17 protein-coding genes are annotated in these 23,391 nt (G+C 66.1%); 12 read left to right on the top strand and 5 right to left on the bottom strand.

Annotated elements, in window-relative coordinates:
• Positions 1 to 162: 162 nt before the first annotated feature.
• Together JYK05_RS10745 and JYK05_RS10740 are read left to right on the top strand one after the other, a co-directional pair.
• On the top strand, positions 163 to 1,428 hold the full coding sequence (locus JYK05_RS10745; RefSeq protein ID WP_206466974.1) for a DNA repair exonuclease: 1,266 nt from the start codon (positions 163 to 165) through the stop codon (positions 1,426 to 1,428).
• Between the two features lie 4 nt (positions 1,429 to 1,432).
• Positions 1,433 to 4,897: a YhaN family protein gene (locus tag JYK05_RS10740; protein ID WP_206466973.1), complete on the top strand. Its 3,465-nt coding sequence runs from the start codon at positions 1,433 to 1,435 to the stop codon at positions 4,895 to 4,897.
• A 14-nt stretch (positions 4,898 to 4,911) separates the two neighbouring features.
• On the opposite strand, the gene JYK05_RS10735 is transcribed toward JYK05_RS10740, so the two are convergent.
• The 3 genes from JYK05_RS10735 to JYK05_RS10725 all read right to left on the bottom strand — a co-directional run bounded on the left by JYK05_RS10735 (position 4,912) and on the right by JYK05_RS10725 (position 9,629).
• A complete protein-coding gene (locus tag JYK05_RS10735; RefSeq protein WP_241269801.1) occupies positions 4,912 to 5,733 on the bottom strand; it encodes a Sir2 family NAD-dependent protein deacetylase in 822 nt (273 codons plus the stop codon).
• Positions 5,730 to 6,830: a YafY family protein gene (locus JYK05_RS10730; RefSeq protein ID WP_206466971.1), complete on the bottom strand. Its 1,101-nt coding sequence runs from the start codon at positions 6,828 to 6,830 to the stop codon at positions 5,730 to 5,732. The genes JYK05_RS10735 and JYK05_RS10730 overlap by 4 nt, the downstream gene beginning before the upstream one ends.
• Before the next feature lie 84 nt (positions 6,831 to 6,914).
• A complete protein-coding gene (locus tag JYK05_RS10725; protein WP_206466969.1) occupies positions 6,915 to 9,629 on the bottom strand; it encodes a LuxR C-terminal-related transcriptional regulator in 2,715 nt (904 codons plus the stop codon).
• A gap of 185 nt (positions 9,630 to 9,814) precedes the next feature.
• On the opposite strand from JYK05_RS10725, the gene JYK05_RS10720 reads away from it, so the two are divergent.
• The 9 genes from JYK05_RS10720 (at position 9,815) to JYK05_RS10680 (ending at position 19,236) form a co-directional block, all read left to right on the top strand.
• The gene (locus tag JYK05_RS10720; protein WP_206466967.1) at positions 9,815 to 10,585 is read left to right on the top strand and encodes an enoyl-CoA hydratase/isomerase family protein; all 771 of its coding nucleotides are present in this window, start codon (positions 9,815 to 9,817) and stop codon (positions 10,583 to 10,585) included.
• 27 nt (positions 10,586 to 10,612) lie between these two features.
• Positions 10,613 to 11,854 (top strand): thiolase family protein, encoded by a 1,242-nt coding sequence (locus JYK05_RS10715; protein WP_206466965.1) that lies wholly within the window; start codon positions 10,613 to 10,615, stop codon positions 11,852 to 11,854.
• A 23-nt stretch (positions 11,855 to 11,877) separates the two neighbouring features.
• Positions 11,878 to 13,020: an acyl-CoA dehydrogenase family protein gene (locus JYK05_RS10710; protein WP_175944987.1), complete on the top strand. Its 1,143-nt coding sequence runs from the start codon at positions 11,878 to 11,880 to the stop codon at positions 13,018 to 13,020.
• Between the two features lie 63 nt (positions 13,021 to 13,083).
• Positions 13,084 to 14,157, top strand: a complete 1,074-nt coding sequence (locus JYK05_RS10705; RefSeq protein ID WP_206466963.1) for an MBL fold metallo-hydrolase — start codon at positions 13,084 to 13,086, stop codon at positions 14,155 to 14,157.
• 126 nt (positions 14,158 to 14,283) lie between these two features.
• Positions 14,284 to 15,465, top strand: coding sequence for a lipid-transfer protein (locus JYK05_RS10700; protein ID WP_206466961.1), 1,182 nt, complete (start codon positions 14,284 to 14,286; stop codon positions 15,463 to 15,465).
• A gap of 13 nt (positions 15,466 to 15,478) precedes the next feature.
• A complete protein-coding gene (locus JYK05_RS10695; RefSeq protein WP_206466959.1) occupies positions 15,479 to 16,678 on the top strand; it encodes an acyl-CoA dehydrogenase family protein in 1,200 nt (399 codons plus the stop codon).
• A 15-nt stretch (positions 16,679 to 16,693) separates the two neighbouring features.
• Positions 16,694 to 17,848 carry an acyl-CoA dehydrogenase family protein gene (locus JYK05_RS10690; RefSeq protein WP_206466957.1) on the top strand — a complete coding sequence of 385 codons (1,155 nt, stop codon included), beginning with the start codon at positions 16,694 to 16,696 and terminating at the stop codon, positions 17,846 to 17,848.
• Complete coding sequence (locus JYK05_RS10685; protein WP_206466955.1) at positions 17,845 to 18,300, top strand: MaoC family dehydratase; 456 nt, start codon at positions 17,845 to 17,847, stop codon at positions 18,298 to 18,300. The genes JYK05_RS10690 and JYK05_RS10685 overlap by 4 nt, the downstream gene beginning before the upstream one ends.
• A gap of 36 nt (positions 18,301 to 18,336) precedes the next feature.
• The gene (locus JYK05_RS10680) at positions 18,337 to 19,236 is read left to right on the top strand and encodes an SDR family NAD(P)-dependent oxidoreductase (protein WP_206466953.1); all 900 of its coding nucleotides are present in this window, start codon (positions 18,337 to 18,339) and stop codon (positions 19,234 to 19,236) included.
• A 69-nt stretch (positions 19,237 to 19,305) separates the two neighbouring features.
• Here JYK05_RS10680 and JYK05_RS10675 read toward each other — a convergent pair whose 3' ends face one another.
• Both JYK05_RS10675 and JYK05_RS10670 read right to left on the bottom strand, forming a co-directional pair.
• Complete coding sequence (locus tag JYK05_RS10675) at positions 19,306 to 20,451, bottom strand: acyl-CoA dehydrogenase family protein (protein WP_206466951.1); 1,146 nt, start codon at positions 20,449 to 20,451, stop codon at positions 19,306 to 19,308.
• Entirely contained in the window at positions 20,448 to 21,590 is a 1,143-nt protein-coding gene (locus tag JYK05_RS10670; RefSeq protein ID WP_206466949.1) for a CaiB/BaiF CoA-transferase family protein, read from the bottom strand. The genes JYK05_RS10675 and JYK05_RS10670 overlap by 4 nt, the downstream gene beginning before the upstream one ends.
• Before the next feature lie 664 nt (positions 21,591 to 22,254).
• Here JYK05_RS10670 and JYK05_RS10665 point away from each other — a divergent pair.
• Positions 22,255 to 23,370 carry a porin gene (locus JYK05_RS10665; protein WP_371826380.1) on the top strand — a complete coding sequence of 372 codons (1,116 nt, stop codon included), beginning with the start codon at positions 22,255 to 22,257 and terminating at the stop codon, positions 23,368 to 23,370.
• Positions 23,371 to 23,391 lie beyond the last annotated feature (21 nt).

The following is a 23,391-nucleotide window of genomic DNA, read 5'->3' as shown; positions in this document are numbered from 1 at the left end:
GTGTTGACGTTCACGAATTCTGCGTGCCTGTCGGGACATTTCGCGTCTCTTGAGCACGGCGAAGCACTGAGCCGAACGAGACGCGAAATGTCCCGAATGTCTGCAAGCATCGTCGTTCGAACACGCGAGAAGCGCGACCACTCATTGAAAGGAGACAGCGCCATGCGCTTCATTCACGCGGCCGATATCCATCTCGACAGCCCGCTGCACGGGCTTTCCGCCTACGCCGACGCGCCCGCCGACATGCTGCGCAACGCCACGCGCGAGGCGTTCTCGAAGCTCGTGTCGGTCGCCATCGACGAGCAAGTGGACTTCATGGTCATCGCGGGCGACCTGTACGACGGCACCTGGCGCGATCACAACACCGGCATCTTCTTCTGCAAGGAGATGGGCAAGCTGCGGCGCGCGGGCATTCCCGTGTATCTGCTCTACGGCAATCACGACGCCGAAAGCGAAATGACGAGCCAGCTTCAGTTGCCGGACAACGTCCACACGTTTTCGACGAAGAAGCCGCAGACATATCGCATCGACGCGCTGAAGGTCGCGCTGCACGGCCACAGCTTCAAGGACAAGGCGGTGACGACGAATCTCGTGACCGCGTATCCGCCGCCTGTCGACGGTTATTTCAATGTCGGCGTGCTGCACACGGCGCTCGAAGGCGCGGCGATGCACGCGAGCTATGCGCCGTGCACGGTCGCCGAACTGCACGCGCGCGAGTATCACTACTGGGCGCTCGGCCACGTGCATGAGTTCGCGATGTGGCAGGAAGCATCGACCATCGTGTTTCCGGGTAACTTGCAGGGGCGCACCATTCGCGAGACGGGCCGGCGCGGCGCGGTGTTGGTCAGCGTGTCCGAGGCGGAGGAGGTCAGCGTCGAGCGGCTGTTCATCGACGTATTGCGCTGGGAAGCCGTGAATGTCGATGCTTCCGGCCTCGACACGCTCGATGAAGTCGCCCGCGCGGCCGGCCGTGCGCTGGAGACGCTCGTGGATGCCGCCGAGCGTCCGGTGCCGCACGCGGTGCGCGTGAGCATCACCGGCGCGACGAAGGCGCACGGCGAACTCTTCGCCAACGAGAAGCAGCTACGCGCCGAAGTGCTCGCGCAGATCGCGGCGATCAGCCATGACCGCTTGTGGCTCGAGAAGGTGAAAGTCGCGACGCAGCCGATCACGCGCGAACGCACTGCAGCAGATCTTGCCGATGGCGGCGACGCGCTCGCCGATCTTCACGCGCTCCTGATCGAAGCCGAATCCGATCCCGAATTCCTCGCCATGCTCAAAGACAGGCTCATCACGCTCGCGACGCAAGCGCCGAGCGACTTGCAGAAGTCCGTGCCCGAACTCGACTACGTGCGCGACGGCGATCTCGCGAAGCTCGTGAGCGAAGCGCGCGCCGGCCTGATCGCGCAACTCGCGGACGCGGAGTAACGGGATGCGCATCAGCCAGCTCGATCTCATCCGCTTCGGCAAATTCACGGATCACGCCGTCGAATTTCCGCTGGCGGAGCACGATTTTCATTTCGTCGTCGGCCCGAACGAGGCGGGCAAATCCACCATCAAGACGGCCATTTCCGAACTGCTTTTCGGCATGCCGCATAGCTCGTCGCTCGCGTTTTTGCATCCGCAAAGCGATCTGCGGCTGGGCGCGAAGCTGGAGAAAGACGGCGCGGCGCTCGCGTTTCATCGCACGAAGAGCCGCAAGTCGCCGCTCACGACGCCGAACGGCGACCCGCTCGCCGCCGATGCGCTCGCCCCGTTCCTCGGCACCGCCGACAAGAGCTTCTTTGAGCAGATGTATTGCCTCGACCACACGGCGCTGATTCGCGGCGGCCAGAGCATTCTCGACGCATCGAGCGATGTCGGGCAGGTGCTGTTTCAGTCGGCGGCGGGCATCGCGAGTCTGGGCGAAGTGCGCCAGCGTCTCGCCGACGAAGCCGACAGCCTTTGGGCCAAGCGCAAGTCGGGCGAGCGGGCGTACTACGTCGCGCTGAAGCATTATGAAGAAGCCACCGCCGAACTCAAGGCGGCGAGCGTGCGGACGGCGCAGTGGCGTCGGGCGCATGGCGCGGTGGAGGAGGCGCAGGAGCGCAGCCGCGAGCAGGAAGCGCGTCGCGCGGAACTCGAAGTCATGCGCGCGAAACTCGAACGCATCCGCCGCGCCGCGCCGTATCTCAACGTCTGGCGCGCGAAGTCGGCCGAACTCGACGCGCTCGGCGATACCGCCGATCTGCCCGCCAACGCCGAAGCGACGCTTCAGAACGCGCTGACGCGGCTGGCTTCAGCGCAGACCGCGCTCGATCTGCACGCTCGCGACGTCGAGCAGTTGCAGAAGGACTTGACCGAGATTCGCATCGATCAGGCGCTGCTGGCGGTCGAAGCCGATATTCGCGCGCTCGAAGGGACGCGGCATCAGTGCGCGAATCATGCGAACGAGATCGCGCGACTCGAACAGGAAGTCGCCGTGCGCATGCGGCAGATTGCGCAGGATTGCGCGCAACTCGGCTGGGGGCAGGACGAAGCAAGCGCGCGGCAGTCGCTGCCCGGACCGCTCGTGCTTCAGACTGTGTCGAGCCTGATGCTGGATCGCGGCGAGCTGGAACTCGCGGCTCGGAACGCCGAGCGCGCGGCGCACGAGAGCGTGGAGCAGATCGCGGCGTTGCAGACGCGGCTCGCCGCGCTGTCCGATTGCGACGTCGCCCCTGGCTTGCGCGTGGCGCTGCGGTCCGCGCAGAAGTCTCGCGATACCGCGACGACGCAACGCCGCCTCGACGACGCCCGCCGCGAAGCCGACCACGCGTTGCAAGCGGCGCTCGCGTCGCTCGGCAAGTGGACGCGGCCGCTGCCCGAATTGCGCGCGATGACGCTGCCCGCCGCCGAGCGCATCGCGGTGCTCCGCGACGAACGGCAGGCGCTGGCGTCGCGGCTCGCGATGGCCGGCGATCGGCTGAAGGAAGCGCAAGACGCGCTGCACGCGACGCAAACCGAACTGGGCGATTTCGTGCAGACACACGATGTCGTGACGGCCGCCGATGTCCGCGAGGCCCGCGACGCGCGCAACGCCGCGTGGCACGCCATCCGCGCGGGCGAGACGCCGCTCGCGACAGCCGCGCCGCGCTTCGAAACGGCGATGCACGCCGCCGACGGGCTCGCGGATCGTCAACTCGGCTCGGTCGGGCAGGCGACGCAGCTCGGCGCGCTGAAGCGGCGCGTCGCGGTGGAGCAGGAAACCGTCGCACGCCGGGAGCAGGCCGCGCGCGATGCCGCGACGGCGCTCGCTCAGTTCGACGCCGCGTGGGCCGCGCTGGCCGCCCAATCGCAGATCGCGGAAATGGCGCTCGACGACGCGCCGTCGTGGCTCGCGCGCCGCGATCAGGCGCTTGCCGCATCCCAGACGCTCGACCGCTGCACCGAAGAACTCGCACGCGAATCCGCCGATGCAGACTCGCGTCGCGCCGAACTCGCGCGGCAACTCGCGCAGGCGGGCGTGGCTGCCGATCCGTCCGCCGACCTCGACGCGCTATGCGACATCGCCGAGCGCCATATCAGCGCCATCGACGAAGCTGTCGTGACGCGGCGTAACAAGAGCGAACAGTTGGACGCGGCCCGCGCCGAGAGCATCGCGCGTCAACACGCCGCGAAGACCGCCCGCGACGCGTTCGAGCAGTGGCAGCGCGACTGGTCGGCGGCGGTCGGTCGCGCGGGCCTCGCGGTCGCGGCGGAGTCGCAGGCGGCGGCGGAAACGGCCATCGGCATCGTGAAGAAGATCGGCGATCAACTCGCGCAGATCGACGCCATTCGCTCGCAACAGATCGAACCGATGCGCGCGTCGCTCGCCGCGTTCCAGGCGGACGCGGCGCGGCTCGCCACGCACATCGACCGTGAGCTTGCCGCGCTCGAAGCAAGTGGCATTTCGGCGGAACTGTCGTCGCGGCTGGAGAGCGCGTGCGCGGCGCGCGGCGAAGCGGAGCGCATCCGCCGGGAACTGGCAACCGCCAACGAGCAAGCGAGCGCTGCGAAGGCTGCGCTCGACGAAGCCCGTGCGACGCTGCGCCCGCTCTACGAACTCGCGGGCGTCGATACGCCGGAACTGCTCGCCGCGCGCATCGCCGAGTCGCAACGCAAGCGCGACCTGACCGCCGCCGTGAACGACGCGCGCGACGCGTTCATCAAAGGCGGCGACGGACTCGCGCTCGACGCGCTGATCGCGGAAGTGGACGGCGCGGACATCGCGGACGTGCAGGCGCAACTGTCGCTGACGAGTAGCGCGCTCAACGAATCGGTGAAAGTCTCGACGGCGCTGGCCGCCGAACTCGACGCCGCCGAACGCGAACTGAGGGCGATTTCAGGCGAAGCCAACGCGGCGCGCGCCGAGGCGAAGCGTCAGGAGGCGCTCGCCGCGATGGCAGACGCCGCCGAGCGCTTCATCAAGGTGGAGACGGCATCGACGCTGCTGAAGTGGGCCATCGACCGTTACCGCGAGCGCCGCCAGGGCCCGATGCTCTCGCGTGCGAGCGCCATCTTCGCGGAATTGACGCTCGGGGCGTTCTCGCGGCTCGTCGTCGATTACGACCGCCAGCCGATGGCGCTCGCCGCCGTGCGCGCGACGAACGGCGCGCATGTCGAGATCGGCGGAATGAGCGAGGGCACGCGCGATCAGCTTTTCCTCGCGCTGCGGCTCGCGGCGCTGGAGGAGCATGGCGAGAAGGCTTCGGCGCTGCCGTTCGTCGCGGACGACCTGTTCATCAATTTCGACGATGGCCGCGCGCGCGCCGGCCTGCGCGTGCTGGCGCAGATCGCCAGGCGCACGCAGGTGATCTTTCTGAGCCACCACGATCATCTCGTCGGCATGGTGCGCGAAGTGTTCGGGCCGCAAGTCAACGTGCGGTACATGAGCTGAAGCGCGCAGCGGCATCAGCCGTTCAGCGCGCGATCGAGCCGCAGCAGCGTGTCCTTCGCGCCGCCCGCGATGCCGACGCCCACGCCCGGCGCGATGCCGTGCTCGCGCGGATTGATGCGCACGACGCGCGGCCCGTGCCGTTCGCTGAAGCGCCGCACCGTCGGCAGCGCGCGGCCCGCGCCCAGTTCGATCACGACAAGCCGTTCGACGCTTTCAAGCCAAGCCGCGAGTCGCCGTTCCTCTTGCGCCGATTGCGTGTCGATCCAGTTCCAGTCACCGAACATCAGAATGTTCGGGCGCGCGAGACGGCCGCAATGCGGACAAAGCGGCAACGCGTTGACGAGTTCGCAGCGGCTTTCGTCGACGACCGGCTCGAACGCGTCGGCTGGCCAGATGTCGTTCGTGCAGGCGTCGATGCACTGCATCGCATGGATCGCGCCGTGGCACTGCGCGACGCGCTCGGCGGCGAAACCGGCGCGCTGGAATTGACCATCGACGTTGCTCGTGAAAACGAACGCGCCGTGACCCATGCTCGCGCCCCAGCGCCGCAGCACGTCGAAGCCTTCGTGCGGCTGCGTCGCGCGATACAGCGCCAGCCGATGCCCGTAGAAGCCCCACGCAAGGCGCGGATGCCGAACGAAGCCGTCGGGATTGGCCATCTCCTCGAACGAGAAGCCGTGATGCCGCAACGCCGGATACGCGCGCCAAAAGCCTTCCGGGCCGCGGAAGTCAGGCAGGCCCGAATCGACGCCCATGCCGGCGCCCGCAGTGATCAGAAGACCATCGGCGTCGGCGATCCACGCAGCGGCTTGCTGAATGAGCGCTTCGTCACTCATGCCGCTTCTCCTGCGTGCGCGCTTGCCGTTGCATGCCGATAGCGGTTCGCGAGCTTCAGATAGTCCTGCGCGAACTCGTCGCGCAACGCTTGCGGCGCAAGAATCTCGACGCCCGCGCCGAGCGCGCGCAGCCACCAGCGCAGCTTGAGGCTCGGCGTGACGGTGCCGGTCACTTTCATGCGGCCGTCGGGCAGGGTGTCGATCTGCTGATCCTTCGACATCGGCGATTCGCGCAACTGATTGCCGGCGCTGCCTTCGAACGCAAGCTCCAGCTTCACCGCCGGTTCGGGCAGAAAGTCGAACGCCTGCTGCGTCTCGATGTATTTGCGCAGCCGGAAGTCCGCCGGATAGCTGAACGATTCGCCGGACTCCGTCACCGAACGAATGCGGTCCAGCCGATACAGCGCGCGCGCCGATTCCGGCTCGCCTTCGCCGGCCGGCGGCGCGCGGCGCGGGTCCTGCGCGACCATGTACATGACGCCCGCCGATTCGACGAGCGCGAGCGGCCAGAGGCGCTTCGTCTTCGGCGCATCGCTCTTTTCCTTGCTCTCGCTGCGATACGCGGCGCGATACTGCACGAGCAATTCGCGCTCGAAGAACGTCGCGGTCGCCACCGTGTTGAAGATCTCCGGACGCAGCTTCGGGCGAATCAACGTGAACGCGCCATCCACGGAATCGATCTTGTCGGCCCACGCGCGATACATGCGGCTGTCCGCTTTTTCCTGCGAGAGCCGCGCTTCCGCCGCCTTGAACAGCGGATCGATGTCTTGCGTGACGGCGGCCGGCAGCTTGTTGCCGGCGAATCGCTGAAGAATATGAAACGCGACGGCCTCCGACGCGCTCATCAGTCCGACGCCTTCCTGAAGGCCGTGCAGCCACGGCTTGCGCTGCCACAGCAACTCGCGGCCGTTGATCGTCGATATGACGCGCGACTCGGCTTCCAATGCGGTGAGGTGGCGCTGCACCTTTTTCGTATATCCGACGCGATGCCCGCGCTCTTCCAGCCGGCGGCGCACTTCGGGCGTCGAGAGCCACGCGACGGCGTCGCGTTCCGTCGGCAGCACGCGGAGAATGGCTTCGTCGAGACTGGAGGTCATGGCGCGGTTCCTTGAGGCGTTATCGCCTCATTATAGGAACGACCGGGACACAACGTGTCTCGAACGACACGTCGTCAGCGACGCCTACTGAATCAGCGCCTGCTTACGCGCCCACACCATCGCATCGTAACGGCTCGATACGCCCAGCTTCGCGAAGATATTGCGCAGGTTCCATTTCACCGTTTCGAGCGTGATGTTCAGCGTGAGCGCGATGCGCTTGTTCGACATGGCCTGCGCGACGAGCCCGAGAATCTCGACCTCGCGTTGCGTAAGCACGGCGTCCGTCTTCGACGTGTTCGCGCGTCGCAGCATCGACGCGGCGTCGTCCGCGCTGGCGCTATCGGCGAGCTTCGCGACCAGCTCTTCGAGGTAGCGCAGGCTGGATGCGTCGAGCCGCTTCTCGCGCAAGAGAGCGCCGAGCTGCTTGCCGACGATCTGCGCTTCATCGACGAACGTCCGCACGAGGCCGAGCTCGCGTCCCGCCTGCACCGCGCGAAGCAGGCATGCGTTCGCGTCGTCCGTCCGCTTCATGTCCGCGAGCACCGCGCCCGACAGCAGATCGACGAGCGCAAGCAAGCGGCTACGGTTGAAGCCGACGGCATGCGCCCGGACGACATCGAGCGCGCGCAATGCTTCGGCCGGATCGTCGTTGCGCAGCACGCGCGCGCGCGTGAGCGCCGCATTCGCCGCGATTTCATCGGGAAGCACCGCGCCGTCCGCGTCCGTATTCGTATTGGCGCGCGCCAGTTCGTCCAGCAAGGCCGCCGTCTCGCTGGCGCCCGCGCGATCGCCCTTGACGAGCAGAACCTTGACCTGTTCGGCGAGCATATAGCTGACGGCGCGCCGCTGACCGAGGCTTTGCAGATGCGATGTCTGCTGCCGGATGAACGCGAGCGCGGCATCGGCGCCTTCCTGCAAGAGATCGAGCCTCGCGCGGCACAGCGATGCCCAGATCGTGACATCCGGTCCCCACGAATGCAGCAGGCCGCGCCGGTTGGCGATCGTCTCGCGGGCGTCGTCGATGCGATCGAGCTCGTAGTAGACCTCCGCGAGCAGGCCGGCGCACACGTTCGCGCTGATCGAATGTTGGCCCGCCGCCTTCACCGATCGCGCGAGCAACGCCGAGCCCAGACGCTCTGCATCGCGCATGCGGCCTTCGAACATGAGATTGGACACCAGCGTCGCCTCGACGACGAGCGCCATGTCGTTGTTGCGATCGGCGTGCGGGACATGATGCGTGTCGAAGAGACGCTTCGCTTCGGCGTAGCGGCCCACCGAGCGATACGCCACGCCCAGTTCCGCGATCAGCATATACCGCAGGAACGGGTTCTCGACGGCCGCGTCGCGCACCGGTTCGAGCAGTTCGATCATGCGCGCGGCGTCATCGTTCTGAAACGCGATGGCCGCCTCGACGAGCGGCAGACTGCGCTCGATCTCCGGCGGAACCCCGTGCGCGCCGCTGCGCAGTTGCGCGAGCCACGCCTTGGCCTTCGCGGGCCGCGACGTCAGCGAAACCGTCAGGCAAGCGAGAAACAACAGGCGCGGGTGACGGAACAGCACATCTTCCGGCACGCGATCCAGCAGATGCAGCGTCGGGCTGAGATAGTCGAGATTCCACGTTGCGGGCGCGGCGCGCTCGATCATCCCGGTGGCGTATTCGATGTCGTTGCCGAGACTCGCGTGGCGCATGGCGTCGGCGAGCAGGCCGTTTTCCGCGAACCAGCGCGCGCCGCGCCTATGCAGCTCGTTCACGGCGTCGCGGCCGCGCCGCTCCAGACGCGTCGAAAGAAATTCGCCGAAGAGCCGATGCAGGCGATACCAGATCATTCTGTCGTCCGAATCGATTCGGATGGTCAGCAGGTTATCGTCCTCCATCTTCTTGAGCAGGTCCGCCGCGTTCGCCTGACCCGTCACGCTCTGCGCGAGCGACGCGTTGAAGCGCCGGAACACGCACATGCTCTCGGCAAACGCCGTCAGTTCCTCCGGCAGATGCGCGATGATTTCTTCGCTCAGATAGGTCTGCAGATCATTCGAGCGCCACACGAGATCCTGCAGCATGCTCCGCGCTTCCGGGCGATTGCGCAGCATCGTGACGATCAGTTGCAGGCACGACGGCCAGCCGCTCGTGAGCTCGTGAATCAGGCCGAGCTCGTCCGCATTGATCTTGCCGGTGCCGAGGTTTTCATCGAGAAAATGCCGTGTTTCCGGCAGATCGAACGGCAATTCCGCGCTGTCCACTTCGACGATTTGACCCATCATCCGCAAGCGGCTGAGACTCAACGGTGGCGTCACGCGCGAGGAAATCACGAGGTGCAGATTGCCCGGCCCGTGATCCAGCAGCTTCTGCACGAACTTGTGCGCAGCGGGCGCTTCGACGTGGTGATAGTCGTCGATGATCAGATACACGTCCTTCGGCAGATCGACCGCGCCCTCGACGATGGCCGCGATCGCCGCGTCCATTGCGCTCGCGCTCGTGTCGTCGGGCGGCATGTCGGTTTCGACCGAGATGCCCAGGCGCTGCATCGCCGCGAAGAGCTCTGCGCAAAAATCCGCGTAGCCGCCGTCGTCGGCGGTGAGCGAAAGCCATGCGACCTCCGCGCCGGACTTCAGGCAGTTCTGCCGCCATTGCGCGAGCAGCACGGTCTTGCCGTAGCCGGCGCTGCCGGACACGAGCGCGAGTTGCGCCTGATGCACGCGATCCAGTTGCGCGAGCAGGTTCGTGCGAGGGACATGCCGTGCGCCGATGCGCGGCGGCGAAAACTTGGTGGAAACCAGGTGTTTGGTGAAAGGCGTGGGCAAGTCGTCACCTAGTCGATGCAGTCGTGCGGCGGCCGCGAAAGCCGCGCTGGGGAAGCTCTCTTCGGCGGTCGCTCGACCGCCTGCGATGGCCCCCTCTGAACGAGGGGTGTCAATCGGATGACCGGAAACTAACTTACCCGAACGCGAACGTCAACGAAGGCAATTACTAATACTGTGGAGGAGAGATGAGTTTCTCACACGCGCTCGTGGGCTCCGTGGGCTGGTTGACGATGGATCGACCGGCCGCGATGAACAGCCTGAATCGCGAGATGGCTACCGGATTGACCGAGCAACTCAAGGCATGGCGCAACGACGACAACGTGCGTGCCGTCGTGCTGACGGGCAACGGCCGCGCGTTCTGCGCAGGCGCGGATCTGATCGAAGCGGCCGCTCCGCCCGCGGAAGGCGTGCGCGATTTCCTCGAACTGATCGTCGAGTTCTTCGACACGCTGCGCGCGTTTCCAAAGCCGGTCATCGCCGCCGTCAACGGGCTCGCGCTCGCGGGCGGCCTCGAAATCGTGTTGGCGTGCGACATCGTGCTTGCCTCCGACTCGGCCAAGCTCGGCGACGCGCATTCCAATTTCGGCGTGTTTCCGGGCGCGGGCGGCGCGGCCATTCTGCCGCGCAAGGTGCCTGTGAACGTCGCGCGCTATCTGCTCTTCACGGGCGATGCGATGAGCGCCGCCGAACTGAAGACGCACGGACTCGTGAACGAAGTGCTCGCGCCGTCGGAACTCGCCGCGCGCGCGCAGGCGCTCGCCGACAAGCTCGCGAAGAAGAGCCCGCTCGTGCTCGCGCGCATGAAGCGCGTGGCGAACGAAGCGCCGGACAAATCCGCCGCCGACGCGCTGCGTCACGAACTGCTGGAGCTTCGCGATCATCAGCGTTCGTACGATGTGAAGGAAGGGCTGCGCGCGTTCGCCGAAAAGCGCGAACCGGTCTTCAAAGGCTGCTGACACTCACTCGATCATCAAGGTATCCACATGGAAAAAGTCTATATCGTCGGTGTCGGCATGACGCCGTTCGGCCGTCACCTCGACAAGTCGGTCAAGCAACTGACGGCGTGGGCCGTCGAAGACGCGCTGAAGGATTCCGGCTGCGACCGCAAGTGGGTGCAGGCGGCGTACTTTGGCAACACCACGCAAGGCCACATGCAGGGCCAGCACATGATTCGCGGGCAGGTCGCGCTGATTCCGGCGGGCTTCGGCGGCATTCCTATTCATAACGTCGAGAGCGCGTGCGCGTCGGCGAGCAGCGCGTTCCATCTCGCGGTGACGCAGCTTCGCGCCGGCATGGCGGATGTCGTGCTCGCCGTGGGCGCGGAGAAGATGTACTCGTCGGACAAGGCGCGCATGTTCTCCGTGTTCGATTCGGCGTGGGACGTCGAAACCGCCGAAGCCAACGCGGCGCAGATCGTCGATCTCGGCAAGAACATTTCGCCGCCGCCGGGCACCACGTCGGACAAGCCGTACAGCGTGTTCATGGACGTGTACGCGGGCATCGGCCGGCAACTGATGTCACGCTTGGGCATCACGCAGCGGCAGTTCGCGGCGGTGTCGTCGAAGAATCACAATCATTCGGTGCACAACGAGCGGTCGCAGTATCGCAAGCCGATGAGCATCGAAGAGATTCTCGCCGCGCCGCCGATCACGTATCCGCTGACCTTGCCGATGTGCTCGCCGATCTCCGACGGCGCGGCGGCTGCAATTCTATGCACGGAGTCGGCGCTGGAACGCTACGGCTTCGATCGCAAGCGCGCGGTGCGCGTGCTCGCGACCGTGGTGCGCTCGGCCTCGCCGCGCGCCGGCGACGATCTCGCCAATCACATCACCGTGCATGCCGCGAAGCTGGCCTACGACGAAGCGGGCATCGGACCGGAAGACATTAACGTCGCCGAACTGCACGACGCGTCGTCCATCGGCGAAATCGCGCTGTGCGAGAACCTGGGCCTGTGCCGCCCCGGCGACAGCGGCGCGATGGCCGAGCGCGGCGAGACGAGCATCGGCGGGCGCTTGCCGATCAATCCGTCGGGCGGTCTCGAATCGAAGGGCCATCCCATCGGCGCGACGGGCCTCGGGCAGATTTTCGAACTGGTCGAACAACTGCGCGGCGAGTGCGGCCCGCGACAGGTGGAAGGCGCGCGCTTCGCGATTCAGGGCAATGGCGGCGGCCTGTGGGGCGTCGAGGAAAGCATCGATCACATCGGCATTTTCGGCCGCGCATGAGACCCGCTACCAAGAGATAGACCATGCCTTATCAACTGCCCAACGAAGACCAGAACCTCGCGGTCGAGAGCTTCCGGAAGTTTCTGCAAACCGAAGTCAAACCCGTCGCGCGCGAATATCGCGACCGCTTTATCCCGAAGGAGAAGATGCGCGAGCTGACGCAGCGCATCGCCGAATTCGGCCTGCCGGGCTGCACCGTGCCGGTGGAATACGGCGGCATGGGCTGGTCGATGACCATGCAAGGCATGCTGTTCGAAGAACTCGTGGCGTGCTCGTGCGATGTCGCGCTCGCGGTGATGCTCAACATGGGGCTCGCCTCCATGTTGGTCAACGCGCGTCCCGAAGTGCGCGAGCGCTACATGCCCGGCGTGCTGGCGGGCAAGATCTTCGGCTCCATCGGCATCAGCGAGCCCGACGTCGGTTCGAATGTCGCGGAAATCAAGACGCGCGCCGTGCGTGACGGCGACCACTACATCGTCAATGGCGAGAAGACGTGGATCACCAACGGCGTGTATTCCGACGTGCTCATTTGCACGGTGCGCACGGAGACAGGCCTCTCGCATATCCTGATCGACCGCGCGGAACACGGCTATGAATCGCGCAACATCGAGAAGATCGCGTTGAGTTCGCAATCGACCGCGCAGATTTTCATCACCGATGCGCGCGTGCCGGTCACGAATCTCATTGGCGAAGAAGGCGAAGGGCTGCGCAACACCATGAAAGTGTTCGAAACCGCGCGGGCGCATGTCGGCACGCTGTCGGTCGGCATCATGCGCGCGTCGCTGGAAGAGTCCATCGCGTATGCGAAAGAGCGTAAGCAGTTCGGCAAAGTGCTCGCGTCGCATCAACTCATCGCCGCGAAGATCGCGAACATGGCGATGCTCGTCGACGCGTCGCGCCTCATGTGCCAGCGCGTGTTCGGGCTGATCGACGCGGGTGTGCGCTGCGACATGCAGGCGTCGATGGCGAAGGCGTTCGCCACGGAGTCGGCGGTCCGCGTGTGCCGCGATGCCGTGCAGCTTCACGGCGGCAACGGCATCACGAAAGAGTTCAACGTCGAGCGTCTGTTGCGGGAGGCGATCATCATCCCGATCCCCGACGGCACCACGGAAATTCAGCAGCTCGTTATCTCGCGCGCGCTCACGGGCGTGGCCGCCTTCACCTGACGCGAAACCATCATCGTGCGAAGCGAGCGGTCCGCAAGAGACCGCCGACTATCGGAGACGCGCATGAACAGCGACGAATCGACTATCCGCCTCGCGGCAGGCGGCGAACTGCATTACCCGTTCGACGCCGTTCCCGCATCGGGCGACGCAATCGAAGTCGCGCCCGGCGTGCTGTGGATGCGCTTGCCGCTGCCGGCGTCGCTCGACCACGTGAACATCTGGGCGCTGGAAGACGGCGACGGCTGGGCGATTGTCGACACCGGCCTTTTCATGCCCGACGCGCCGTCGCGATGGGCGGCGCTGCTCGCCGGTCCGCTCGGCTCGCGCCGCATCACGCGCGTGTTCGCCACGCACCATCACGCCGACCACGCGGGCATGGCCGGCTGGCTCGCGCGCCGTTTCGACTGCGAGCTCTGGATGACGCGGGCGGAGTACCTGACGTGCCGAGCCTTCGTGGCGGAGCAGGGCCGCGAGGCGCCGCAAGACGCGATTCGCTTCTATCGCCGTGCGGGATGGCGTCAGGATACGATCGAGCAGTATCGCTCGCGCTTCGGCGTCGCGGCGGGCATGGTGTTTCCGCTCCCCGACAGCTTTCGCCGTCTAGAAGACTGGCAGACGCTCGAGATCGGCAAGCGCCGCTGGCGCGTGAGAGTCGGGCTTGGGCATTCGCCGGAGCACGCCTGCCTGTACTGCCCCGAACTGAACGTGCTGATCTCGGGCGATCACGTCTTGCCGCGCATTTCGTCGAACGTGTCGGTGCTTCCGGTGGAACCCGGCGCGAATCCGCTCGGCGAATGGCTGGCATCGCTCAGCCGGTTCGCGCGGACTATCCCGGCCGATGCGCTCGTGCTGCCGTCGCACAATGAGCCGTTTTACGGCCTGCATGAGCGCATAGAACGGTTGGACGCCGCCGCGCGACGCGGCCTCGGGAGACTGCGTGACCGGCTCGCCGAACCGCGCCGCGTGGTGGACGTTTTCGGCACGCTCTTCGCCGGCGCGGTGGAGGAAGCACGCTTTAGCCGCTACACGCTTGCCACCGGCGAGGCGCTGGCGTATCTCAACTACTTGCTGGCCAACGGCGAAGCGACTTCGCACGCAGACGATGACGGCGTACTCTGGTATCGCATGCGCGCATGATCCCGCTTTCCGGCGCGGCGGCGCGCCCCCTTGAAACGAGGGGTGTAGCGCGCGCAGCCCGCTGCCTATGATGGACCGAGGCCGGTTCTGTCGAACCGCGAGACGACGATAATCGAAGGAGAACATATGACGCGCAAAGTAGTAGTGGCGGGCGTCGGCATGGTGCCGTTCAAGAAGCCGGGTGCGAGCGAAACGTACGATTTGATGGGCGCCGAGGCCGCGCGCGCGGCGCTCGCGGACGCCCGCGTGCCGTACGAGTCCGTCCAGCAGGCCTACGCATGCTTCGTCTATGGCGATTCCACGGCGGGCCAGCGCGCGCTCTATCACGTCGGCATGACGGGCCTGCCCATCTTCAACGTGAATAACAATTGCTCGACCGGCTCCACGGGCCTGTTTCTCGCGCGCCAGGCGATCGAAGCGGGCGCCATCGACGTGGCGCTCGTGGTCGGCTTCGAGCAGATGAACCCCGGCGCGCTCGGCAGCTACTTCAACGACCGGCCGCTGCCCTCCGAACTCTTTCTCGCCCAATGCGAGCGCCTCGGCGTGCCGCAAGAAATTCCGCCAGCACTGCGCATCTTCGGCGGCGCGGGCCTCGAGCACATGAAGCGTTTCGATACGCCGCTTTCGTCGTTCGCCAAGATCCGCGCGAAGGCGAGCCGCCACGCCGCCAACAATCCGCTCGCGGTATTCCGCAAGGTCGTGACCGCTGAAGACGTGCTGGCCGATCAGGTCATGTGGCCCGGCGTGATGACGCGTCTCATGGCCTGCCCGCCAACCTGCGGCGCGGCGGCGGCCGTGTTGTGCAGCGAGGACTACGCGCGGCGTCATGGGCTCGACACGCGCGTGTGGATCGCCGCGCAGGCGCTGACGACGGATCGCCCGGAATCGCTCACCGGCGACGATCTGCGTTATGTCGCGGGCTACGGCATGAGCCAGGAAGCGGCGAATCAGGTCTACGAAGCATCGGGCATTGGGCCGCAAGACGTTCAGGTGGTCGAGCTGCACGACTGCTTCGCGCACAACGAACTGATCACCTACGAGGCGCTCGGCTTGTGCCCGGAAGGTGGCGCGGCGAAGTTCATCGACGATGGCGACAACACGTATGGCGGCAGCCACGTGGTCAATCCGTCGGGCGGGTTGCTGTCGAAGGGGCATCCGCTCGGCGCGACGGGCCTCGCGCAGTGCACCGAACTTGTCCAGCAGTTGCGCGGCACGGCGGGCGACCGGCAAGTGGAGAACGCGCGCGTCGCGCTGCAACACAACGTCGGGATCGGCGGCGCGTGCGTCGTCACGATGTATCGCAATTGAAGCGGAGCGTTCGATGGATTTCCAACCTGATCCGGGTCTCGATGCATTCCGCAAAGAGGTCCGCGCTTTTCTGCGCGAAAGCCTGCCGGCCGATCTCGCCGGCAAGCCCGTCGGCAGCGTGCGCTCGATGCGCGCCGATCTCGTGCGCTGGCAGCGCATTCTGAACGAACGCGGCTGGGGCGCGCCGTACTGGCCGAAGCAGCATGACGGCACCGGCTGGTCCGTGATGCAGCGCCTCGTGTTCGACGAGGAATGCGTCGCGGCCGGCGCGCCGACGCAGGACGGCTTCGCGCACAAACTGTTCGGCCCCGTGCTGAACGAATTCGGATCGCCGGAGCAGAAGGCGCAACATCGTCCGCTGATCTTGAGCGGCGAGCGCCTGTGGTGCCAGGGCTTCTCGGAGCCGGGCTCGGGTTCGGACCTCGCGTCGCTGTCGACGCGCGCCGAACGCGACGGCGACCACTACATCGTCAACGGCCAGAAGATCTGGACGAGCTACGCGCACGAATCCGACTGGATCTTCCTGCTCGTGCGAACGAGCGCGGACGCGAAGAAGCAGGCGGGCATCAGCTTCCTGCTCGTCGATATGGCGACGCCGGGCATCACCGTGCGCCCGATCCGCAGCATCGACGACTGCCATCACCTGAACGAGACCTTCTTCGACAACGTCCGCGTGCCGGTGGCCAACCGCATCGGCGAAGAGGGCGACGGGTGGAAGATCACCAAGTTCCTGCTGAACAACGAGCACGCGACAGCGGCGGATCTGCCGATTCTCCGGCGCTTTCTCGCGCAGATCCGTACGCTGGCGAGAAGCGAGCATTCAGGCGGCCGGTTGCTGATCGAAGAGCCTCAATTCGCGCAGAAGCTCGCGCGCTTCGAAGCCGAAGTGAACGCCATCGCGACGATGGTCACGCGCGTCGCGGCGATGGAAGAGGACCACAGTCCCGCCGCCCACGCGATGGATTCCATTCTCAAGGTTCGCGGCACCGAGTTGCAGCAACGCCTGTCGGAGTTCATCGTCGAGGCGCTCGGCGATTACGGCGCGGTGGCATATCCCGAGCCTCACGACGCGGCGACGGGCGAACCGTTGCCGCATCAGCAGGTCGCGCGCGGCATGGCGAACGAAATGTTCTTCCGGCGCGCTTCCACCATCTACGGCGGAACGAGCGAAGTGCAGCGCGGCATCATCGCGAAGATGCTGTTCCAACTCTGATGGAGCCCACAGAACATGAATTTCAAACTGGATTCCGAGCAGCAACTGCTGCAGGACAGCGTGCGCCGCTTCGCAGAGAAAGAATGCGGATTCGAGGCGCGCGCCGCGCTATTGAAAAGCGGACGGAGTGAGCCTCTGCACTGGCAGGCGTTCGCGGACAACGGCTGGCTCGCCGCCGCGCTGCCCGAAGCGTACGGCGGGCTGGGCGGCACGGTCATCGACACGGCGCTGATCGCGCAGGAGTTCGGCCGGGCGCTCGTCGTGGAGCCGTATCTCGGCTGCGGCGTGCTGGCCGCGCAAACGCTCGTGGCCGCCGCCGCGCCCGCGCAACTCGACCACATCGTGCCGCAACTTGCCAATGGCTCGCTGCGGCTCGCGCTCGCCTATAGCGAAGCGCAGTCGCGCGGCTTTCCCGAGCCGGTTCGAACCCGCGCGACCCGCACCGCCGAAGGCTTCTCGCTGCGCGGCACGAAGACGCTCGTGCTCGGCGCGCCGGGCGCGAACGCGTTCATCGTGTCGGCCGCCATCGATGACGACGGTCCGCTGACGCTCTTTCTCGTGGCGGCGTCGCGGCCCGGCGTGGCGTGCCGGCCGCTGCGCCTGCACGACGGAAGCTGGGCCGCCGAGATCGCGCTCGATGACGTCGTGGTGAGCGAAGACGCCGTGCTGGGCGCGCCCGGCGACGGACTCGCGGCGCTGCATCACGGCCTCGCGCACGGCACCGTGGCGTTGTGCGCGGAACTCATCGGCGGGATGGAAAAGGCCATCGAAATGTCCGCCGAGTACCTCAAGATGCGCAAGCAGTTCGGCGTGCCGATCGGCAGCTTTCAGGCGCTGCAGCATCGCATGGCGGACATGGCGGCGGAACTCGAAATCGCGCGTTCGATGTTGTTCGCGCTCCTCGCCTCACTTCTGCACGACGACGACGCTGCCGCGCGCCAGCGCACGGTCTCGCAAGCGAAGGCGCTGATCGGCCGCGCCGCGAAGTTCGTGTGCGCGCAGGCCATCCAGCTTCACGGCGGCATCGGCATGACCGAGGAATACGCGGTCGGCCATTACTACAAGCGCGCGGTCGTCGCGGACGTGCTGTTCGGCAGCAGCGACCGTCACGAAGCGGCCTGTGCCGCGCAGTTGCAACACGCCTTGCTTCAGAGGGACATACAGGCATGAAGAACTTCGACAAGATCGCGGACTTGCAGCCGCTCGTGGGCGAATCCATCGGCACGAGCGAGTGGCTTTTGGTCGACCAGGCGCGCGTCAATCTCTTCGCGGACGCAACGGGCGATCACCAATGGATACACGTCGATGTCGAGCGCGCGAAGAGCGGGCCGTTCGGCGGCACCATCGCGCACGGCTTTCTCACGTTGAGCCTGCTGCCGGCGCTTCTCGCCACCGCGTTCCACATCAAGGAAACGAAAAGCGGCCTGAACTACGGTCTGGACAAGGTGCGCTTCGTCGCGCCGGTCAAGGTGGGCGCCCGCGTGCGCGCCCACTTCAGGTTGATCTCGTGGGACGCGATCGGGCAGGGCGGCGCGCAGCTCAAAGTGGAAATGACGGTCGAGTGCGAAGGGTCGGACAAGCCCGCGTGCGTCGCTGAATCGATCATGCGTCTGTTTCCCTGAACCTCATCTCTCGACAACTGGAATGGAGCATCAAGCATGAGTATTCGTTTCGATGGCAAAGTCGCGATCGTCACCGGCGCGGGCGCGGGTTTGGGGCGGGCGCATGCGCTTGCATTCGCCGAGCGCGGCGCGAAAGTCGTGGTCAATGATTTCGGCGGCGCGCGCGACGGCAGCGGCGGCTCGTCGGAGGCCGCGCTCGCCGTGGTCGATGAAATCCGCAAGGCGGGCGGCACGGCCATCGCGCACGGCGCGAACGTCGCGGACTTCGCGCAGGTGCAGGACATGGTGAAGCGCGCGGTGGCCGAGTTCGGCCGCGTGGACATTCTCGTGAACAACGCCGGCATTCTGCGCGACAAGAGCTTCGCGAAGCTCGACATGGCCGATGTCGAGGCCGTGCTCGACGTTCACCTGATGGGCTCGATCCACTGCTCCAAGGCGGTGTGGGACATCATGCGCGAGCAGGGCTACGGCCGCATCGTGATGACGACGTCGTCGTCGGGCATGTACGGCAACTTCGGCCAGGCCAACTACGGCGCGGCGAAAATGGGCGTGATCGGCCTGATGAACGCGCTGACTACGGAAGGCAAGAAAAACAACATCAAGGTCAACACTATCGCGCCGGTGGCCGCCACGCGCATGACCGCCGACATCCTGCCCGAAGCCATGCTCGCGCGCATTCAGCCGGAGCGCGTGACGCCGGCCGTGCTGTTCCTCGCAAGCGAGAATGCGCCGTCGAAGACGATCATCGCGGCGGGCGGCGGCGCGTTCGCGGCGGCGACCATCGTCGAGACCGTGCCCGTGCTGCTGCCGGACGCGGAAGTCACGCCGGAAGGCGTGGCGGCGCGCTTCGGGGACATCGCGAACTGGAGCACGGCGCAGGAGTACGAGGAGTCGGGGCAGCAGGTCGGCGCGTTCCTCAAGCTGGTTTGCGCATGACCGAAAGCGTGGTCTAGAAAGCAACGTGCCCGGTCGAGCCGGGCATTTTGCATTGGCGAAGCAGCGAATTCAGCCGAGACTGCGCGCGATAATCAGCTTCTGAATGTGGCTCGTCCCCTCGTAGATCTTGCAGATACGCACGTCGCGCAAGTATCGCTCGACGGGGAAGTCGGTGAGATAGCCGTAGCCGCCGTGAATCTGCAGCGCATCGGAGCAGACCTTCTCGGCGATCTCGCTCGCGAACATTTTCGCAATCGACGCTTCCTTCACGCACGCGACGCCGGCATCGCGCAGACGCGCAGCGTGCAGGCAATATTGGTAAGCGACGTCCACTTGCGCGGCCATATCGGCGAGATCGAACGCCACGCCTTGCAGCCGGATGATCGGCGCGCCGTACGCTTCGCGCTCCTTCGCATAGCTGACCGCAGCCTCCAGCGCCGCGCGCGCCACGCCCGCCGCGATGAATGCAATGCCGATCCGCCCATCCGACAGGCCGCCCATCACCTTGCGATAGCCGTCGCCTTCGTTGCCGAGCAGGTTGGCGGCCGGTACGCGAAAGTCTTCGAGCGTGATCTGCGCCGTGTGCGCCGTGTGCTGGCCGAGCTTGCTCTCCACGCGCGTCACGTGATAGCCGGGCTGGCTCGGATCGATGACGAACAAGCTCGCGCCGCGCTTGCCGGCGGTCTTGTCGGTCATCGCATACAGAACGCCGATGCCCGCTTCGCTGCCGTTCGAGATGAACTGCTTCGAGCCGTTGACCACGTAGCTGTCGCCGTCCTTGCGAGCGGTGGTGCGCAGCGCGGCGGTGTCGGAGCCGGCGTGCGGTTCCGTCAACAGGAACGCGCCGATGGACTCGCCGCGCGCCATGGCAGGTAAGTAGCGGCGCTTCTGTTCCTCCGTGCCGTGTTCGACGATGTTCAGCGCCGTGAAGTTGTGCACGTGGATGATCGTGGCGAGGCCCGCGTCGGCGGCGGCGATCTCGTGTTGCGCGAGACACAGGTCCAGCACTCCCGCGCCCGTGCCGCCGTATTCCTCGGGAATCAGCATGCCGAGGAAGCCGAGTTCGGCGAGCGCCTTGAGTTCGTCGCGCGGCCACGCCGACTCGCGATCGCGCCGGGCGGCGGTCGGCGCGACGATCTCGCTGACCACGCGACGCGCCGAATCGCGAATCAGGTTCTGTTGTTCGGTCAGGAACAGGTGAGCGGTGTCGGTCATTTGGAATCCTTCGTAAAGTCGGAATGGGAAGAGCGTGCCCAGTCGCGCAGCACCGCTTCGGTGTGCTGCCCGCGGCGCGGAATCTCGCCGGGCGGGGCGGGCGGCGTGACGGAAAAGCGCGGCGCTGGGTTCGCCTGGAGCACGCCGTTCTCACGCGTGTAGATCTCGCGCTGACGCATGTGCGGATGCGCAGCGGCTTCCTCCGGGCTCAGGACCGGCGCGAAGCACGCATCGGTTCCTTCGAGCAGCGCGCACCATTCGTCGCGCGTGCGCGTGGCGAACAGTTCCGCGAGCCGCTCGCGCAGCCCGGGCCACGCACGGCGGTCGTAGGGCTTGGCGAACGCGGGGTCGTCGGACAGGCCGAGCTTGTCGAGCAGCAACGCATAGAACTTCGGCTCCAGCGATCCCACCGACACATAGCCGCCGTCCGCGCAGCGATACGTGTTGTACCAGTGCGGACCGTCCAGCAGACTTTCGCCGCGCTCGTGCGTCATCTGGCCAGAAGCCTGGAGCGCGAGCAGCAGCGTCGTCATGTGCGCGCTGCCATCGACGATGGCCGCGTCGATCACCTGACCGTGGCCCGTGGCGCGCGCGTGCATGACCGCCGCGAGAATGCCGACGGCGAGATACAGCGCGCCGCCGCCAACGTCGCCGACGAGGCTGGGCGGCGGCAGGGGCGCCGTGCCCGGCTGACCGGCGTACCACAGCGCGCCCGACAGCGCGATGTAGTTCAGATCGTGCCCCGCTGCCTGCGCGAGCGGGCCGTGTTGCCCCCAGCCGGTCATGCGGCCGTAGACGAGCCGTGAATTTCGCGCGAGACATACGTCCGGCGCCAGCCCGAGACGCTCCATTACGCCGGGGCGCATGCCTTCGATCAGCACGTCGCAATGCTCGACGAGGCCGAGCACCGTCTCGACGCCATCGGCGCTCTTCAGATCGACCGCGACCGAACGCTTGCCACGATTAGCGATCTGCGTGTCGCCGAGATCGAGCGCGTCGGCGGCCGCTGCGATGCGGTCGACGACCACCACGTCCGCGCCGAGATCCGCGAGCAGCATCCCGCAGAAGGGCCCCGGCCCGATGCCCGCGATCTCCAGCACTCTGAGCCCGGCAAGCGGCCCGCGCTTTGTCGCTGTCATTGACTGCCTCCGTATGTTCGTGTCGGCCAATGATAGAGAGCGGCCGGCGCGCGCACGCCCCCTCGTCGCGAGGGGGCGCGGCGCGCGATGCGCTGTCTGATGGCGACGCAGCACGACAGCGGGCGGCAGCGCGGGGCGTTCATCGTTTTCCCGTAGCGAGAACCTGGCGTTGCTGTCGGTCCGCGACCGGAACGCCCTTTCGGATCAATGCTTTGCGCGAGTTGCATCGCACTAGCTGACCGGGCTCGCGCTCCGCGGCATCCCCCCTTTAACGAGGGGGCGGCGCGAATCGGGATACCGCATATCCTTCGCCATGTACCCCGCATACGGGCGTACCGGGCATCGGAGGATAGACGCGATACCGACACACGTTTCGATCGCAGTTCATGCACATACCTAAGCATCGCCGCGAAGCACCTCGTTGGCGGACGCGCCGGTGCGGGAGAGCATGAGCCGCGAAGTCGCGGTCGAAAGCGCGTAGTGCGTCCTTCAAGCCACGCGACAGAAGTGAGCATTTAGATAAGCATACCTAATTAACGATGGACGACGCAGAGCGTCCACGTTTGCGACGCGGACGGCGCTGGCCCGCGTCCAACGGAGAGTGAGCAATCGGGAGTGTTGTAACCGCACCTGGCCGGATGCGCCACAAAAAAAGGAGACAGGCGTGCGCTTCATCAGACAGACGATTTTGGCAATGGCAGCGGCCGCTGCGGCCGGTAGCGCGGCGGCGCAATCGAGCGTCACGCTGTACGGCGTGGTCGATGTATTCGGTCAGTATCTCAACAACGGCGGCACATCTTCGATCATGGAGCGCAGCGGCGGGCTGGCCGGTTCGCAGATCGGCTTCAAGGGAACCGAAGACCTGGGTGGCGGCTTGCGCGCGGTCTTCGACCTCGAGAGCGGATACACGACCAACAACGGCGGGTTCTTCGTTGATCCTACCGCCTTGTTCTACCGGCAGGCGTGGCTCGGGCTGACGCACGAGCGATACGGCACGCTGTCGTTCGGCCGTCAATACCAGCCCACTTTCTGGGTGCTGTATTACGGCGATCCGTTCAGGGGCAACGAGGTCTTGTCGCCGCTTTCGGCAGCGGCCATCGCCACTGACCGCAACACGCTCGCGACTCAGGCCGGCCCCGGCCGTCTCAGCAATTCGGTGCTGTATAAGTCGCCGAATCTGAACGGCTTCCAGCTGTACGCGATGTACGCGCTCGCGGCCACCTCGTCGTATCCGGTGCCGACGACGCTCGGCAACACGCTGGACGTCGCCGCCATGTACACCGGATACGGCTTCTATGCAGGCATCGCTTATCAGAACGAGCATCAGGGCGCGAGAACGTTGCCAGGACTGCCGGGACCTCTCGCCATGATGTCGACCGACCACTACACGGGCGCGCTCGCGTATCGCTTCGGTATCGTCAACCTGCAGTTCAACTACATCTACTCGCGGCCGCAGAGCGCACCGGCAGGCTCGCTCGCAGCACGCCTGAACGCGGCCAATTCGAACAGCATCGCCGAAGCCGGCATGACGATCCAGGCAACGGATGCGGACGTCATCGAGTTCGCCGCCGTCCAGCGCAAGGTGCGCGGCGCGGACAACAACACGCTGGCGTTCGAGCTCGGCGCGGATCACAGCCTGTCGAAGCGCACCACGGTCTACGCCCGCGCGGGCTATATGAAGAACCACGGCACCGCGACGATGAGCTGGCCGGGCGTTTCGGTGACGAAGCGCGAGACATCGCAGACGCTCGTCGGCGTGGGCTTGTCTCACCGTTTCTGATCTATCGGACGCCAATCAGGA

This window comes from Caballeronia sp. M1242, assembly GCF_017220215.1.
GTDB lineage: Bacteria > Pseudomonadota > Gammaproteobacteria > Burkholderiales > Burkholderiaceae > Caballeronia.
This window is presented reverse-complemented; position numbering and strand designations above follow the sequence as displayed.